The following is a 16,266-nucleotide window of genomic DNA, read 5'->3' on the forward strand; positions in this document are numbered from 1 at the left end:
GCGCGGTCACCGCCGGCACGGCTGCTCGACGGCCGTCCGGGCGGCCAGGTCCCGCAGCAGCGCCATGTTGCCCACGCTGATCTGATCCCGGATCCAGTTCACCGACGAGTTCCACTGCCGGCTGAACCCGGGCACCTGCTCCAGCCGGTCCCAGATCGGGCGCAGCCGCGGGTTGACCCGTGCGCCGGGCAACCACAGGTGCAGCAGGTGCTCCAGCACCGGCCGCAGCCGCTCCACGTGCTCCTGCCCGGAGGCCGACCGGGTGACCGCCGCCTCCACCAGGGAGGAGAGCATGGTCAGCAGCCAGTCGTGCAACGCGAGGTCCTCGCAGAGACCGGCCACCGCGGCCGGCACGTCCTGCGGGGCGAGCACCAGTTCGACCGTACGCAGGGTGGGGGAGTCCACCGTGACGACGGCCGAGACCTCCCGGTCGGGCTGCGGACCGACCTGCGCGGCCCAGCGCAGCCGGGTCCGGGCCGCGCGCAACGGCGGACGCCGGTCCAGCAGGTCGGACATCTGCACCCCGTCGAGCACCCGTCCGGTGATCGCCTCCAGGTTCAGCACGTCCGCGTCGTTGCCGCGCAGGAAACCCGCGGTCAGGTCGGCGCTGTCGAGCTTGCCGACGGTCTCCAGGACGCCCGGGTTGGCCAGGTAGTGCGACCACGGCTGGCGACGTTCGCCCGCGACGACCTGGATGACCGAGGACGCCTGCACGATCCGGCCGCCGGTGATGATGGCCCGGGTGACCACCGCGCCCACGCCGCGCAGCTGCCGCCGGCGGGCACTGGGCAGCCAGCAGTCCACGCCGGTGCGCACGTCGGGCGAGACCGCGTAGAGCGACGGACGGCGGGAGGTCAGCACGGCCTCGCCCTCGACCAGGCTGAGCACCTCCGTGCTCTGCTCCTGGCCCAGCGCGGTGCTGTGCTGGAGCAGATTGGTGTGCACCTCGCCGACCGTGATCATGGCTGCCTCCGCATCGATGCCGTCCGTCCGCAATCATCCTGCGGAATGCGACCCACGCTGATTCCCACTCGCCGTGATCCGTGCCGGGACCGGCCCGCCCGCGGTTGACCGGATTCCCGCGACGACGGGAACCGGGGCGCGGACCGGCAGCTGCCCCGAAGGACATCATAGGCCGGACATCGACGGGAATCCCATTCATGACGAAGCGCCGCCGAGCGTTCACCGGCCGCGCGAACGTGACGACGACTGATATTTTCGAGGGTGCGGTCGCCAGCTACCCCTGGAGTTGCCGTTCATGAAGGTCTACATTTCGGCCACCCAAAAGGACCTGCTGGAATATCGCGCTGCCGTGCACGCCGTGGCGCGCCGCCTCGAGATCGAGGACGTCGCCATGGAGGCGTACGGCGCCGACGTCCGGCCCCCGCTCGACCGGTGCCTCGCCGACGTGCGCCGCTGCGACCTCTACGTCGGACTGTTCGCCTGGCGCTACGGGTTCCGCCCGCCCGGCCAGGAGTCCTCCATCACCGAGCTGGAGTACCGCGAGGCACTCGCGGCCGGCAAGCCCTGCCTGGTCTTCCTGCTCGCCGAGGAGACCCCCTGGCCGGTCGACCTGGTCGACCGGGGCGTCGACGGGGAACGGATCGTCGAACTGCGCAAGGAGCTCAAGGAACGGCACCTGTGCGACTTCTTCTCCAGCGTCGACGACCTCACCGCCAAGGTCACCGCGGCGCTGGCCGACGTCCGCAGTGGACGGTCGCCGGCGCGCGGCCCGGCCGACCCGGACACCCACCTGCCCGAGGCGGTGCGCAGCCACTACTGCAAGCAGCTCGCGTTGCGCTACCAGGCCGTCCCGGTCGACGCCGTCTCACCCCGCCCCACCATCGGCTACCTCACCGTCGGGCTGCCGAAGGTGTTCGTCGAGCCGAGGGTGCACGAGGACGCCCGGCCGGAGATGCCGCTGGCCTGGTGGCGGTGGGCCGGCGCCACCCCGGGCGGCGACACCGGCGGCCTGCCCGGCGTGGTCAACCCGCAGGAGGTGGAACGGCTCTGGGAGGAGTACGCGGCCAAGGACGCGCTGTCGCTGTTCGACGTGGTCGGCGACCCGGGCCGGCGGACCATCGTGCTGCTCGGCGACCCCGGCTCCGGCAAGTCGGCGGCCGCCCGTTACCTGGCCCTGGCGCTGGCCGGCGCCTGCGAGGAACCCCGACTCGCGGCGCTGAACCGGTACCTGCCCGTGCTGATCGAACTGCGCTCCTACGCCGCGCACCACGGCGACGGGCGCTGCGACGGCCTGCTCGACTACGTCGGCCACCGCCACCAGCAGGGCCTGACCGGCATCGACCAGGAGGTGCTGGAGCCGTACCTGCGCCAGGGCGGCCAGGCGCTCTTCCTCTTCGACGGCCTCGACGAGGTGTTCGACCCGGTCCAGCGCGAAGAGGTGGCCGCCCAGATCGCCACCTTCGCCAACGAGTACCCCGGGGTGCTGTCGGTGGTCACCTCGCGGGCGGCCGGCTACCAGCGACAGACCTTCGCCAACGCCGGCTTCGACCACTTCACTCTGGAGGACCTCGACGACGAGCAGATCACCCGGTTCCTCGACAACTGGTACCGCTACGTGATGCCCACCCCGCCGGTGCAGGCCCAACGGCAACGCCGGCAACTGCTCGACATGCTGCGCACCTCCCGGGCGATGCACGAGATCGCCGGCAACCCCCTGCTGCTGATGCTCATGACGATCGTCGGGCGCAGCCACCCCCTGCCCCGCAACCGGCGTCGGCTCTACGCCCACGTCACCGACGTGCTCATCTCGGAGTGGGACGTCACCAAACAGCTACGGGAGAGCCACGGCGACGTACCCTCGCTGGACCCGCAGGCCAAGCGGCGGCTCCTGCGGCACCTGGCCTTCTGGATGCAGTTCCGGGAATCCGGGCCGGCCGGCAACTACATCGACTCCGACGAACTGGCCCTCATCTTCCGCGACCACCTCGTCGCGTTCTACGGTTTCGGGAACGAGCGCGCCCTCGCCATGGCCCACTCGATGATCGACAAACTGCGCCGGCGGAGCTTCATCCTGGAACGGTACGGACTGCGCCTGTTCGGTTTCGTGCACCGCGCGTTCCTGGAGTTCTTCTGCGCCGAGGAGATCGTGGACAGGATCGAGAACGACCCCGGGTCCTGGGGCCTCGACCGGCTCCGCGCCCTCTTCCGCGACCACTGGGCCGACCCGTCCTGGCGGGAGGTGCTCCGGCTGGTCGCCGGCGCGCTGCCCGCCCGGACCGCCAACGACCTGATCACCCTGCTCGCCACCGAGACCACCGAGCCCTGGCCGCCGCTCAACCTGACCGCCCCGCCCTGGAACCTGGTGCTGGCCGCCCAGTGCGTCGCCGAGACCCCACAGCCCGCCGACCTGGCCGACGCCGGTGACGCCGTGCTGCGCCGGATCGTGCTGCTGGTCGAACACGGCATCTCCGCCGACGACCCCAACCTGGTGGACCTCACCGAACAGGAGCTGCTCTCCTCGATCCGGGCCCTCGGCCCGAACTGGCCCAGCCGCAACACCTTCCTCACCTGGTACCGCCGCCGGGGCGTCCGGACCAGCTGGCGGGCCGGTTCCGCCTTCGCCACCCGGATCGCCGCCGCGCTGTCCACCACCGAGGAACACCTGGAGGACCTGCTGGTCCGGGAACTCCAGCCGGGGCGCGAGCGCCAGGCCCACCTCACCCTGGTCGCCGGGCTGGCCGAGGCCGCCGGCCGGCTGGACGGCGCCGACAGTGGCCGCCGGCGCTACCGCGACATCCTGCTCGCCCAGGCCCGGGCCGAGGTCTCCACCGCCGTGCGGCAGGCCGCCGTCCGGGCCGTGATCAGTCACTTCGGCACCGACCCCGATCTCACCGAGGCGCTGCGCGAGCTCGCCGACTCACCCGACCCCGCGGTCCGCGCGCTGGCCGTCCAGTCGCTCGGCGGCCGTGCCGAGCTCACCGACGACGTCCGCGACGTCCTGCTGCGCGCCACCGAGGACCCCGCCACCACGGTCCGCCGGGCCGCCGTCGCCGTCCTCACCACCCGCTGCGCCGACCTGCCGGACGCCCCCGGCACCCTGCAACGGCTGCTGGCCACCGACCCGGACCCGGCGGTCGTGCAGGACGCGCTGAGCACCCTGCTGGCCCTGCCCGAGCACGCCGCGACCGCCCGCACCCGTGCCCTGCACCGGGTGACCGGCGACTCCCCGGACGAGGTACGGCGCTGCCTGCTGACCAGGCTCCTGCCGGAGCGGCCCGATCCGCAGGAGGTCGAGCTGCTGCTGAAACTGGCCGGCTCGGACGGGTCGGCCCGGCTGCGCGCCACCGCCGTGCAGCGGCTGGCCCTCGTCCCCGACCCGGACGGGCGCTGCCGGGCCCGGCTGATCGACCAGCTCGAACAGGACGAGGACGCCTCCGTACGGGCCGCCGCCGTGACCGCGCTGCTCGACCGGGGCGGCACCGACGACACCTGCCGCAGCGTGGTGGCGCACGCGGCGCGCGCCGACGAGGACGCCACCGTCCGCCTCGCGGCGGTCCGCGCGCTGGCCGAGGCCCACCCCGACCCCCGCACCGCGGACCTGCTGCTGGACAGCGCCCGCCGCGACCCGACCGCCGGCGTCCGGCTCACCGCCGTCGACCTGCTCACCGGCCGGCAACCGTTCGGCCAGGCCACCCGCGACCTGCTCATCAGCCGCGCCTTCCAGGAGCGCGACGCGCTCGTGCGGTTGCGGGTCACCCGCAGCCTGGCCCGCCTCGCCGACCCACCCGACCCGGCGGTCCGGGAATGCCTCGCCGAACAGGTCAGCCGCGATCCCGACCCGAACGTGCTGCGCGCCGCCGCCGACACGCTCGCCCGGCACGGGCAGACCGAGGGGCTGCTGGAGACCCTGTGCCGGCGGGCCCGCCGGGACAGCTACGTCGGCATCCGGCTCGCCGCCGTGCGTACCCTCTGCCGGTACGGCGACCCCGACGCGGTGACCGACGTGCTGCTGGAACGCGTCGAGTCGGACACCGACCCGACCGTGTTCGACGCCGCGGTCTGCTGCCTGACCGAGCGGGGGAGCGCCTCGATGGCGGTCACCCTGCGCCTGATGCGCCGCCTGGCCGATCAGGACCCGGCGATCCGCGCCCGGATCGCCGCCGCCCTCGGTGAGCACTTCGGCGCCGATCCCGAGGTGCAGGTGCTGCTCGTCGGGCTGGTCCGCGACGACCCGGCCCTGGAGGTCCGCCGGCGCGCGGTGGAACAGCTCGGCGCCACCCTGGCCCGCCGCGCGGGCGTGCCGGAGCTGCTGCTGCGACTGGCCGACGACGACGACTGGGAGATCCGCCGGACCGCCCTGCTCGCGCTGACCCGCCACCACTACCGCGACCCCCGCACCCGGCAGCTGCTCGTCCGGCTGGGCCACCGGGAGGGCGACGACACGGTACGCCGGCTGGCCGGGCAACTGCTGGCCACGCTGCCCGACACCACGCCCGACGACTTCCCGTGACCAGGCCCCGGCGAGCGCGTCGAGTCCGCTGTTGATCGACCCGGTCAAATACCATCGACCACATGACGGACCCGGTCGCCGGCTCGCCCCGCCAGACCGGATGGTGGCTCAGGGGCCTGTTCGGCCTCATCGGCCTGACCGCCCTCGTGCTCGGCTACCTCGGCTTCTCCAGCCTGCTCCAGGTCCGCCCGGACACCGTCCACGACCGCTACGACGTGCTCTACTACGACCTTCAGCTCTTCGTCTTCGGCGCCGAACCGTTCCAGAACCCCGGCCCCTACCCCTGGCAGTTGCAGGTCGCCCGGTTCGCCGCCCCGCTGTTCACCCTCCTCGCCGTGGCCGAGGCCGGCCGCCTGCTGCTGGCCGCCGAGAGCCGCCGGCTGCGCGCCCGACAGTCCCGCGGCCACGTCCTGGTCTGCGGCGACTCCCAGTTCGCCCACATGCTCGCCGACCGGCTCTTCGGCGAGGGCGAGCGCGTGGTCGTGGTCCGCTCCACCGCCTTCGGCCCGCTGGAGTACCGCCGACGCCGCTACCTCGGCGTGGTCGGCGACCCGACCAGCCCGGAGGTGCTGCGGGGCGCCGGCCTGCCCCGGGCCCACACCATCTACGCCTGCAGCGACGACGACGACCACAACCACGCCATCGCCAACACCGCCAGCCGGCTCGTCCAGGACCGCCGCGAACCGCCCCGGGTCTACGTGCTGGTCCACGACTCGGAGATGTGCCTGGCCCTGCAGGCCCGCCGACTCGGCGCCGCCGGGTCCAGCCGGCTGCGCCTGGACTACTTCCACGTCGACGACGTCGCCGCCCGCGCCCTGCACCGGCACCATCCGCTGCCGCAGGTCACCGAACGGCCCACCCGCCTGCTCATCGCCGGCACCGGCGCCTTCCGCCGGGCCCTGCTGGTGGAGACGGCCCGGCACTGGCGGGCCGACCGCCCCGGCGCGCCACCGCTGCGCATCGACCTCGCGGCCCCCGACGCCCACGCCGAACTCGACGTCGCCACCGCCCGCTATCCGCTGCTGAGCACCGTCTGCCGGCTCACCGCGTACGACCTCGACCTCGACGGGCTCGGCAGCCTCGACCGGCTCGAACGGGGCGGCTACGACCGGATCTACGTCTGCGCGCCGGAGGAGGTCAGCGGCGTGCAGTTCGTGCTGGACTCACCCGCCCTCTGGCAGGGCGCCCGCAGTGCCGTCTTCGTGCCGGTCTACCGGCAGGCGGCGCTCGCCGCGGCGTTCCACGGCGACTCCCGCCACGACCTGCTCGACGAGGTGCACGGCAAGCTGCGCCTCTACCCGGTGCTGACCCGCGCCTGCGACGCCCGGCTGATCGGCGACGACCTCACCGAGCGGCTGGCCCAGCTGATCCACGAACGCTACGTCGAGGCGCAGCAGCGGGCCGGGCTGCGCCTCGGCGACGCCCCGGCGATGGTGCACTGGTCCCGGCTGCCCGAGTCGCTGCGGCGCGCCAACCGGGCGCACGTCCAGGACATCGCCGCCAAGCTGCTCGACCTCGGCTGCGTGGTGGCGCCCCGGCGCGGGCCCGGCGACCCCTCCGCCGAACAGGCCATCGACGACCGGATCGAGGAGCTCGCCCGCCTCGAACACGAACGGTGGTGCCGCGAGCGGCGCGGTGAGGGCTGGCGGTACGGCGTCCGCCGCGACGACGTCCACCAGCGACATCCCGCCCTGCGCCCCTGGGAGGAACTGCCCCCCGAGTTGAAGGAGCAGAACCGCGAGGAGATCCGGGCCCTGCCCGACGTGCTCTCCGACAGCGGATTCGAGCTGATCCGGCTGGCGCCCGCGGTGCCCGCCCAACGGAGCGGACCGGCGGATGGCCAGTGACCCCACCCCGGTACGCGTCGGCGTCACCGGACACATCAACCTGACCCCCGACACGGAGCTGCTGGTCGCCGACGCGCTCCACGCCGAGCTGCGCCGCCTCCACGACCGGCCGGTGCACGGCGTCACCTGCCTGGCGGCCGGCACCGACCAGGTCTTCGCCCGCACGGTCCTGCGCCTGGGTGGCACGTACGACGTGGTGCTGCCGGCGCGCGACTACCGGACCGCGGTGATCGGCCCGCAGCACCGAGCGGCCTTCGACGAGCTGCTCGCCCGGGCGACCACGGTGATCCACACCGGACACGACCGCTCCGGCACCCCGGCCTTCGTGGCGGCCAACCAGGAGCTGCTGCGGCGGGTGGACCGGCTGCTGGCGGTCTGGGACGGCGTGCCGGGATGCCACGCGGCGTCGACCGACCGGACCATCGACGCGGCGCGGGGCCGGGGCATCCCGACCACGGTCCTCTGGCCCGCCGGCGCCCGCCGCCGGCCGCCCGCCGGCTGACCGGCCCGGCCGGGAGCGGGTGGCGCGGACACCGGTTCGGGGTCGGCGGGGCTCCGACCCGTGCCGGGCGGGCCGCCCGGTGCCCGACCGGTGCCGGGCGGGCCGCCCGGTGCGGTTAGGCTCCCGGGCGGTCGTAGGAGCGTCCTCGGGTGGCGACGCGGCCCGGTGGAGGAACGACGTGCGCACGGTCACCCGCCGCCGCGGGCTCACCCCGACCCTGGTGGCCCTGCTGCTCGTCGCCGCCGGCTGCGGTGCCGACCGGGAGCGGGCACCGGCCGGCCCGACCGCCGCCGGCACCGACCGGCCGGCCACCGGCGCGGCGTCGCCGAGCGTCCGGCCGAGCGCCCGGGCCGGCGCCGGGGCGGCTCCGGTCACCTGCCCTGAGCCGGCCGCCACGCCGGCCTCGTCGAGCCGGCTGGACCCGACCGCCGGGACGTACCTCGGTCGTCCCGGCGGGGCGGCGACCGGCGTGGACGTGACTCCCACCTGTGAGATCGTCGTCGGCGGCCGGTTCACCGGCGTGCCCGGCGGCCCGACCACCACCCTCGGCAAGGGCGCCGGCGCGGTGCTGCTGCTCGACGGGACCGGGCGGCGGCTGCTGCGTACCGTCCGGTTGGCGGGCGCCGTCGCGGACCTGGAGGTCCGTCGCCCGGGTGGGGAGGTCGCGGTCGCCACCGACCGGGGCGTCCTGCTGCTCGACCCGGGCGCCACCCGGATCCGCTGGCAGCGCGGGGGCGCGGTCGACCGGGTCGCGGTCGGCGCCGCCGGCACGGTCGCGGCCGTCGCCGGCACCACCGTCACCGTGTACGACCGCGGCGGCGCGACGCTGACGCGGCTGCGGCTCGCCGGCCGCACGGTCCGCGACGTGGCGGTGGACGACCGCACCGGTCTGGTCTTCGTGGCCGGGTTCCGGCAGACCGGCGGCGGGCGGTGCGACCCGGTGCAGATCGCCTGGCTGCACGCCTACGACCGGAGCGGGAAGCTGCGCTGGCGCGGCTACGACCCGCCGGCGGACCGCCTCGGCGACCTGTGCGCGGACAGCCGGGCCGACCGGGTGGCGATGGGCCGGGACGGCCGGCTCTACCTGGCCGGCGAGACCGCCGGCGGGAACAGCCTCTTCACCCGCTCGGCGGCCGACGTCACCCGGCCCGCGCCGAACGTGGCGACCGACGACTTCAGCCGGGCCAGCAACACGGGGAACGCGCACCACACGTACCTGGCCCGCTTCGATCCGGCCACCGGCCGGCAGTTGGCCGGGCAGGTGGTGATCAGCCGGATCGACAGCAAGGGCAACCGCGGCAACACCATCACCCCGTCCGCGATCACCGCCGACGAGTCCGGCCGGATCTACGCCGGCGGGGTGTCGGCGTACCAGATCGCCGGTCGGTCCCGGGTGACGCTCGGCGGTCGGCGGCTGGCCCCGTACGCCGGTGGGGACGCCTGGGTGCTGGTGCTCTCGGCCGACCTGCGGCGGCGGCTCAGCTGGGTGGTGTTCACCGACGGCGGCGCGGGCGTCGTCGAGGGGGTCGCCGTGTCCGGCGGGGTCGCGGCCGCCGCCGCCCGGGTCGACGAGCCCGGCTTCTGGCGCGGGCCCGGCCCCTCCCACGGCACCGGCGGCGGTTACCTCGCCGCGTGGCCGGGACTGCGCTGACCGCTCACACCTTGCGGTAGCGCGCCTCGGTCACCGCGAACAGCCCGTACGCCGCGAAGCCCACCGCGATCACCAGCAGCAGCCCGGTGCCGTACGCCTCACCGGCCAGTGTCCGCAGCGCCGCGTCGAGGCCGCGCGCCTTGTCCGGGTCGTACCGCCAGGCGGCGACGACGAAGAGCGCGCCGGCGATGCCGTAGGACAGGCCCTTGGCCACGAATCCGGCCCCGCCGAGGCGGCGCACCAGCCGCCGCGTCGCGGCGGTCATCTCGCCGACCCGCAGGTGCTTCTCGAAGCGGCCGGTGAACCCGACGACGGCCAGCCAGCCACCGATCCCGGCCAGCAGCAGGCCCGCCGCGACGACCGAGAGCCGCCCGCCGCTGGAGGCGAGCAGGCCCTCGGCGGCGTCCTGCTGGGTGTCGGCGCTCGACGACTTCTTGCCGCGCAGCACCTTCACCCCGCTGAACGCGAGGTAGAGGTAGAACGCGGCCCGGCCGGCCGAGGCGATCCACTCGGTCGGTCGCCGCTGCCGCAGCAGTTCCAGCACCTGCCAGAGCGCCATGGCCACCAGACCGACCACGATCGCCACGATGAGCACCAGCCCGACCGGCTCGTCGGCGATCTCCTGCATGGCACCCGACTGGTCGCCGTCCTCGGTCGGGCCGCCGGTGGCGACCCGGGCGATCACCCAGGCGAAGAGCAGGTGCAGGACTCCGTAGCCGATGAAGCCGGCGCGGGTGAGCCGCTCCAGGCCGGGATGGTCGGCGGCGCGGGAGACGGCGCCGCGGGCCCGCGAGGTCAGCGATGACATGCGCCGACAATCACCACTCCTGGCCTCGGCGAAACGTGCCCGCCGGCGGGACGCGGCCCGCGGCCGATTCGGTGAGCGCCGCCCCGGCCACGACGTCCACCACGGCGACCAACGACCGTACGAGGTCCGGGCCGCGCGGGCGCGGCGTCAACGAGCCGACGACATCGCAACGACGGGTGCGTGGGGCCGCGGCTGACCCAGCGGGAACGGGCCGTTGCCTGTTCCGGTGTCGATGCCGAGTCGGCAGGTCGCCGAACAGGTGAGGCCTGTCGATCAACGACAACCTGACCCGCATCACACCAGGTTCGGCGTCCGCAACCGGCGTGAGCTGGCCATCGTCCTGGGACCTCAGCCGGGGGAGACCCCGCCGGGCCGGCCGTAGCGACCGGCCCGGTCAGCGGGCGTCACGCGCCGCCGAGCAGCCAGTGCCCGCCCGTGGTCCAGCCGAGCAGCCGTCGCCCGTCGCCGGCCCGGCCGTCCGGGCCGAAGCTGCCGCCCTCGATCACCTGCGCGAGTCCGGTCACGGCCGGGGCCAGCCGGGCCCGCAGGTGCGCCGGCTGCCCGGCGCCGCGCCGGTCCACCGTGGCCAGGAAGGCGACCTGCTCGGCCTGGGTGGTCAGGGACAGGAAGAACACCAGCTGCCGCCAGGCGTACGCGATGTTCTTCACGGTGCCCAGCGGACGCGGCTGCCGCGCCAGGCGCGCGGCCAGCCGCAGCACGGTGTCCAGGCACCGCTCCGCCAACGCCAGGGCGGGCAGGTCGACGCCGAGCTCGGCGACCGTGGCGAGGTTGTGCGTGGTGAGGATCTGCGCCTGCTCGATGACCGTCCCGTTGGCGACGACGTCCCCCCACGACCGGCTGGTACACCGGCCGGCCCGGTCGCGGCACAGCTGGTCGAAGGTGACCCCGTCGCGGGCCCGCCGGAACAGTTTCCGGCCGGTGTCGTCGATCGCGGCGAGCGCCGGGTAGTCGATGTCGTAGTACCGCGCGTAGAGGCTGCCGGTGAGCCACTCACCGGCGAGCCGGGCCGCGCGCAGGTACTTCCGGGTGAAGGTGCCCATGAAGATGTCGGCGGCCAGTTCCTCGACCCAGGGCAGGTCCAGGTCCGCCTGCTTCGACAGCGTCGCCAGCTCCCGCACCATCGGGTTCGGCAGCACGGTGGCCGGGAACCCGTGGACCGTGGCGGCGGCCAGCCGGACCAGCGTGCGCCGGGCCCGCTCGCGGGTGCCGCCGGTGTCGGTCCGGGCCCGCCCGACCGCGGCCACCCAGGGCAGCTCCGTCAGGCGTACCTGGTGCGCCAGGTTCAGCAGCAGCAGCGAGCGGCGGTTGCGGAAGGCCCGGTAGGTGGCCTCCATCAGCATCCGCAGGGCCGGGTCCGGGTAGGCCGAGGCCGCGGTGGCCGCCGCCAACCGGGGGGTCAGCGCCGCCAGCACCTCGGCGGAGCCGATCACCCCCCGGTCGATCAGCTCCTCGGGGGTGCCGGCGGCGCCGCGCGCGACGATCCGGGCGATCGGTGCCGGCACCGGCCGGCCCGCCACCGCGTCGGCCGCCGGGGCCTCGGCCGCGTCGACCGGGCGCAGCGCGTGGTCGACGTCGCCGATGCCGCCGTCCGGGGGCAGGTCGGCCAGCCGGGTCGCGACCAGCGCCGCGAACTGGTGGTGGCGCGGCAGCGCCGCCTCCGCGGCCTGCTGCCGGCGCACGGCGGTGTGCCGGGCGCTGCCCGGACGGCCGCGCTTGCGCAGCATCGCCGTCACCATGCTCTGCACCAGGCCACGCTCGCGGGGCGTCAGCTCCGCCCCGGCCACCCGGCGCTCGAGGGCGGTCCGCAGCACGCCGATGCTGCCCTTCGGGTCGCGGTGCCGGGTGCACCGGGTGTGCGCGGCGGCGAGTTCCCGGTAGCGGGTCAGCAGCCGGGCGGCGCGCGGCAGCCAGTCGTCCGGCGTCACCGTGCCGATCCGGCCGTCCGCGTCGGTCTCCAACCACAGGGTCAGCAGGTCGTCGGCGAACGGGTTCCACACCGTCAGCGCCTCGCGCATCGTCTCGATCCGCGGGTCCGGCTGCCACTGCTCCAGCGCCCGGCGCACCTCGGCTGTGGTCTGCCGGCACACCACGTCCGGGTCGTCGGCCCGCCGGTCGCTCGGCGCCGGGGTGAACCGCAGCCGGTCGGCGAAGGGTGCGATCCGCTCCAGCACACCCAGCGCCGCGTCGTGGTCGCCCGCGCGCAGCAGCCACGCCACCACCGGCAGGGCCGCCTCCTCGGCGTACTCCAGCCGGTAGTGGCCGCTGTCGAGCAGCTCGCCCAGCTCCGTCAGGCCGGCATCGGTCAGCCAGGACCGGAACAGCGCCCCGCGCTCCGTCGGCAGGCCCAGCCGGTGTGCCCGGTCGAGCTCGTCGGGACGCAGCGCGCCACCCGCCGCCGGCCGTCCGGTCGCGAAACCGCCGTGCGCCACCTCCGGCGTCACCCAGGCGGGCAGACCCCGCACGGGGGTACGCGAACCGATGTCCAGTCGGCCGTCGGTCATCCCGTCCACGATCTGCTGCCAGCGGCGTACCCGCACCTCGGCCCGCTCGCGGGTGGCCTCGTCCGGGTGGGTCGCGGCGGTGCTCAGGGCGCGCGCCTGCCGGTCCAGCGGGTAGCCGGTACCGGCGCGGAGGTCGTCGTCGTTCACGCCGACGTGGCGGGTTCCGCCCCCGCGCCCTCCGGGTCCCGAGCCCGGTGCTCTGCTGACTGAGCTACACGCCGATGTCGCGAAACAGTACGCAGCCGCCGCCCTCGGCGCAGCCGAGATACCGCCACGGCCACCGTCCGGATCGGACGGTGACCGTGCCGGTGCCGGTCACCAGGCGCAGGGGGCGTAGTCCTTCAGGAAGCAGCCGTACAGGTCCTCGCCCTGCTCGCCGCGCACGATCGGGTCGTAGACCCGGGCCGCCCCGTCGACCAGGTCCAGCGGGGCGTGGAAGCCTTCGTCGGCCAGCCGCATCTTCGTCGGGTGCGGCCGCTCGTCGGTGATCCAGCCGGTGTCGACGCTGGTCATCAGGATGCCGTCGGTCAGCATCTCCTGGGCGCTGGTCCGGGTCAGCATGTTCAGCGCGGCCTTGGCCATGTTGGTGTGCGGGTGCCCCGGTCCCTTGTAGCCCCGGCCGAACTGGCCCTCCATCGCCGACACGTTCACCACGTACTTGCGCCGGGCGCGCGCCGCCGCCATCGCCGGCCGCAGCCGGCTGACCAGCACGAACGGTGCCGTGACGTTGCACAGCTGCACTTCCAGCAGCTCCAGCGGGTCGACCTCGTGCACCCGCTGCACCCAGCTGTTGACCGGGTCCAGGTCGGGCACCAGACCACCGGCGTCGATGGCGGTGGCCGCGGCGATCCGCTCCGGCGAGGCGGAGCCGCCGGTCAGCGCCAGCGCGGTCAGCGCGTGCGGGGCGATGGTGGCGCCCTCCGGGACGGCGGTCAGGCTGCCCACCGGGTCGGCGCCGGCCGGCTTGGCGAACGTCACCAGCTCCGGCAGCGGACCGTCCGGCAGGGCCGCCGCCTCCGCGGCGACGAGCTGCGCGTACGCCCCGGCGGTGCGGCGTACGGTCTGCGCCGCGTTGTTGATCAGGATGTCGAGCGGTCCCTGCGCGCTGACCGAGTCGGCGAGGGCGATCACCTGCGCGGGGTCGCGCAGGTCGATCCCGACGATCCGCAGCCGGTGCAGCCAGTCCCCGCTGTCCGGCATCGCGGCGAACCGGCGGACCGCGTCGTGCGGGAACCGGGTGGTCACCGTGGTGTGCGCACCGTCACGCAGCAGCCGCAGCGCGATGTACATGCCGATCTTCGCCCGGCCGCCGGTGAGCAGCGCGCGCCGGCCGGTCAGGTCGGTGCGGGCGTCCCGGCGCTCCCGGTTGAGCGCGGCGCAGGGCGGGCAGAGCTGGTGGTAGAAGGCGTCCACCTCGCGGTAGCGCTGCTTGCAGATGTAACAGCCGCGCGGCTGGTGCAGGAAACCGGCGGTGCTGCCCACGGTGGGGGAGGCGAGCGGGATGCCCTGGGTCTCGTCGTCGATGCGGCCCGGGGCGCCGGTGGCGGTGGCGGCCGTCACCGCGCGGTCGGCCGCCAGGATCGCGTTGCGCCGGTCCTCGCGGCGCCGTTGCTTGATCACCTTGTAGAGCCGCGCGGTGGCCCGCTGCACCCGCACCACGTCGGGGTGGTCGGGCGGCAGCTCCTCCAGCGCCTCGAAGACGCGCAGACAGGTCTCCAGCTGGTCACGCTCGATGCCGTCCTGACCGGTTTCGGTAGTCTCGTCCGCCCTCATGCCGTCCCGTTCCCTGCGCCGGTTCCGCCCGGCCCGCCCCACGTCCGACCCGGAACTGTACGCACCGGGCCGGGTCCGACGCACCCCGCGACGTCGCGCCGGCCGCGGCGCGCAGCGGTGCGGGCCGGGCACCGTGAGCGCGGTCACCGCCCGCGCCCGGACCGACCCGACCGGTTCTCCCGCACCCCGTGGCGGGATGGTGACCAGCCGTAACACCCGTGATGGACAACCAGTGGACCGACCGGTGGCAGGTTCAGCGGCACCAACCCCCACACCCTGCGAGGGAGGGAAGACCCATGAAGAAGATCGTCGTGCGCAAGCCGGGCACCGTCCGGCTGACCACCGCCGCCACGTTCTACGACAACCCGCTCTGCTGGCCGTTCTGAGCCGACAGCGCCGACACACACCGGGGCCCGGGCCGTCCGCGACAGGACGGTCCGGGCACCGGCCCACCGTCGGGGAGGCCACCATGTCGACCGTTCCGTCCACGCTGCGCCAGCCGCTGCGCGTGCATCCACTGACCTACCTGCCCGACGGGGACGACGTCGTGGTCGGCCGGACCGACGTCGACTCGTTCGGGGTCTTCCCGCCCGACGGCGCCGCACTGCTGCGGCGCATCGCCGACGGGATGCCACCGGCCGACGCCGCCGACTGGTACGCCGAGACCTACGGCGAACAGGTCGACCTCGCCGAGTTCCTCGGCGTCCTGTCCGAACTGGACTTCCTGGCCGGTGACGAGCGGCCGGCCGCCACGCCGGCGCCGGTGCGCTGGCAGCGGCTGGGCCGGTGGCTGTTCTCCCCGCCGGCCCGGGTCCTCTACGCGCTGCTGCTCGTCGGCGCGGTCACCGCGATGGCGCTGCGGCCCCGACTGATCCCGCAGCCCGACAACTTCTTCTACACCGACTACGTCACCGCGCTGGCGTTGACCGTCTTCCTCGGCCAGATCCCGCTGATCCTGGTCCACGAGAGCTTCCACGCCCTGGCCGGCCGCCGCCTCGGGCTGCGCTCCGGCCTGCGCGTCGACCACCGGCTGCACTTCCTCACCTTCGAGACGAACCTCGACGGTCTGGTCGTGGTGCCGCGCCGGCAGCGCTACCTGCCGATGCTCGCCGGCATGCTGGCCGACCTGCTGCTGGTCGCGGTGCTCACGCTGGCCGCCGCAGCCACCCTGCACCCGGACGGCAGCCCGTCCGGGGTGGGCGGCTTCTGCCTGGCGCTGGCCTTCCTCACCGTGCTGCGCTTCGCCTGGCAGTTCGCCTTCTACCTGCGCACCGACCTGTACGGGGTGGTCACCACCGTGCTCGGCGCCCACGACCTGCAGGGTGCGGCCCGTCGGGTGCTCGCCAACCGGGCCCGCCGGCTGGTCGGCCGCCCGCCGGTCGACGAGGCCGGCCTGCACCCGCGCGACCGCGAGGTGGCCCGCTGGTACTCCTGGCTCCTGCTGGTCGGCTACGCGGTCTCCCTCGGGGTGCTGGTGTTCGCCGTGCTACCGACCACGCTCCGCACGATCGGCCTCACCGCGGCCCGCCTGGTGCACCCGGCCCACGCCGCCGAGATCGTCGACGCGCTGATCTTCCTCACCGTCACCGTCGGTCAGTTCGTCCTGGTCGGCGCGCTGATGGTGCGCAACCGTCGGCAGCGGCGCGCCGCCGCCGACCTCCGTCACCTGACCCAGTGAAAGGAGCGCGCG

General features: G+C 74.7%; 9 protein-coding genes and 1 tRNA gene. 5 read left to right on the plus strand and 5 right to left on the minus strand.

Features of this window, described 5'->3' with window-relative positions:
* Positions 1-6: 6 nt before the first annotated feature.
* Positions 7-963, minus strand: coding sequence for an SCO2521 family protein (locus tag GA0070611_RS03775; RefSeq protein ID WP_091657428.1), 957 nt, complete (start codon positions 961-963; stop codon positions 7-9).
* A gap of 295 nt (positions 964-1,258) precedes the next feature.
* On the opposite strand from GA0070611_RS03775, the gene GA0070611_RS03780 reads away from it, so the two are divergent.
* From GA0070611_RS03780 to GA0070611_RS03795, 4 genes are all read left to right on the plus strand, one after another.
* Positions 1,259-5,473, plus strand: coding sequence for a HEAT repeat domain-containing protein (locus GA0070611_RS03780; RefSeq protein ID WP_091657431.1), 4,215 nt, complete (start codon positions 1,259-1,261; stop codon positions 5,471-5,473).
* Positions 5,474-5,535: 62 nt separating this feature from the next.
* Entirely contained in the window at positions 5,536-7,320 is a 1,785-nt protein-coding gene (locus GA0070611_RS03785) for a RyR domain-containing protein (RefSeq protein ID WP_091657435.1), read from the plus strand.
* On the plus strand, positions 7,310-7,822 hold the full coding sequence (locus tag GA0070611_RS03790) for a hypothetical protein (protein ID WP_091657438.1): 513 nt from the start codon (positions 7,310-7,312) through the stop codon (positions 7,820-7,822). The genes GA0070611_RS03785 and GA0070611_RS03790 overlap by 11 nt, the downstream gene beginning before the upstream one ends.
* 178 nt (positions 7,823-8,000) lie before the next feature.
* On the plus strand, positions 8,001-9,473 hold the full coding sequence (locus GA0070611_RS03795) for a hypothetical protein (RefSeq protein WP_091657441.1): 1,473 nt from the start codon (positions 8,001-8,003) through the stop codon (positions 9,471-9,473).
* A gap of 4 nt (positions 9,474-9,477) precedes the next feature.
* Here the strand turns inward: GA0070611_RS03795 and GA0070611_RS03800 are convergent, their stop codons facing one another.
* The 4 genes from GA0070611_RS03800 to GA0070611_RS03815 all read right to left on the minus strand — a co-directional run bounded on the left by GA0070611_RS03800 (position 9,478) and on the right by GA0070611_RS03815 (position 14,576).
* Positions 9,478-10,281 carry a DUF1206 domain-containing protein gene (locus GA0070611_RS03800; protein WP_091657444.1) on the minus strand — a complete coding sequence of 268 codons (804 nt, stop codon included), beginning with the start codon at positions 10,279-10,281 and terminating at the stop codon, positions 9,478-9,480.
* A gap of 404 nt (positions 10,282-10,685) precedes the next feature.
* Complete coding sequence (locus GA0070611_RS03805; RefSeq protein WP_091657446.1) at positions 10,686-12,950, minus strand: hypothetical protein; 2,265 nt, start codon at positions 12,948-12,950, stop codon at positions 10,686-10,688.
* Between the two features lies 1 nt (position 12,951).
* Positions 12,952-13,024: transfer RNA gene (locus GA0070611_RS03810), tRNA-Pro, on the minus strand.
* 94 nt (positions 13,025-13,118) lie between these two features.
* On the minus strand, positions 13,119-14,576 hold the full coding sequence (locus GA0070611_RS03815; RefSeq protein WP_091657448.1) for an SDR family NAD(P)-dependent oxidoreductase: 1,458 nt from the start codon (positions 14,574-14,576) through the stop codon (positions 13,119-13,121).
* A 469-nt stretch (positions 14,577-15,045) separates the two neighbouring features.
* Between GA0070611_RS03815 and GA0070611_RS03820 the strand changes: the two genes are divergently transcribed.
* The gene (locus GA0070611_RS03820; RefSeq protein ID WP_091657451.1) at positions 15,046-16,254 is read left to right on the plus strand and encodes a hypothetical protein; all 1,209 of its coding nucleotides are present in this window, start codon (positions 15,046-15,048) and stop codon (positions 16,252-16,254) included.
* The last annotated feature ends 12 nt before the right edge of the window (positions 16,255-16,266 follow it).

This window comes from Micromonospora auratinigra (assembly GCF_900089595.1).
Taxonomy (GTDB): Bacteria; Actinomycetota; Actinomycetes; order Mycobacteriales; family Micromonosporaceae; genus Micromonospora; species Micromonospora auratinigra.

Excerpts from the sequence above, each read along its gene's own strand:
- GA0070611_RS03775 (WP_091657428.1), bottom strand. The coding sequence starts at position 963 with ATGATCACGGTCGGCGAGGTGCACACCAATCTGCTCCAGCACAGCACC.
- GA0070611_RS03780 (WP_091657431.1), top strand. The coding sequence starts at position 1,259 with ATGAAGGTCTACATTTCGGCCACCCAAAAGGACCTGCTGGAATATCGC.
- GA0070611_RS03785 (WP_091657435.1), top strand. The coding sequence starts at position 5,536 with ATGACGGACCCGGTCGCCGGCTCGCCCCGCCAGACCGGATGGTGGCTC.
- GA0070611_RS03790 (WP_091657438.1), top strand. The coding sequence starts at position 7,310 with ATGGCCAGTGACCCCACCCCGGTACGCGTCGGCGTCACCGGACACATC.
- GA0070611_RS03800 (WP_091657444.1), bottom strand. The coding sequence starts at position 10,281 with ATGTCATCGCTGACCTCGCGGGCCCGCGGCGCCGTCTCCCGCGCCGCC.
- GA0070611_RS03815 (WP_091657448.1), bottom strand. The coding sequence starts at position 14,576 with ATGAGGGCGGACGAGACTACCGAAACCGGTCAGGACGGCATCGAGCGT.
- GA0070611_RS03820 (WP_091657451.1), top strand. The coding sequence starts at position 15,046 with ATGTCGACCGTTCCGTCCACGCTGCGCCAGCCGCTGCGCGTGCATCCA.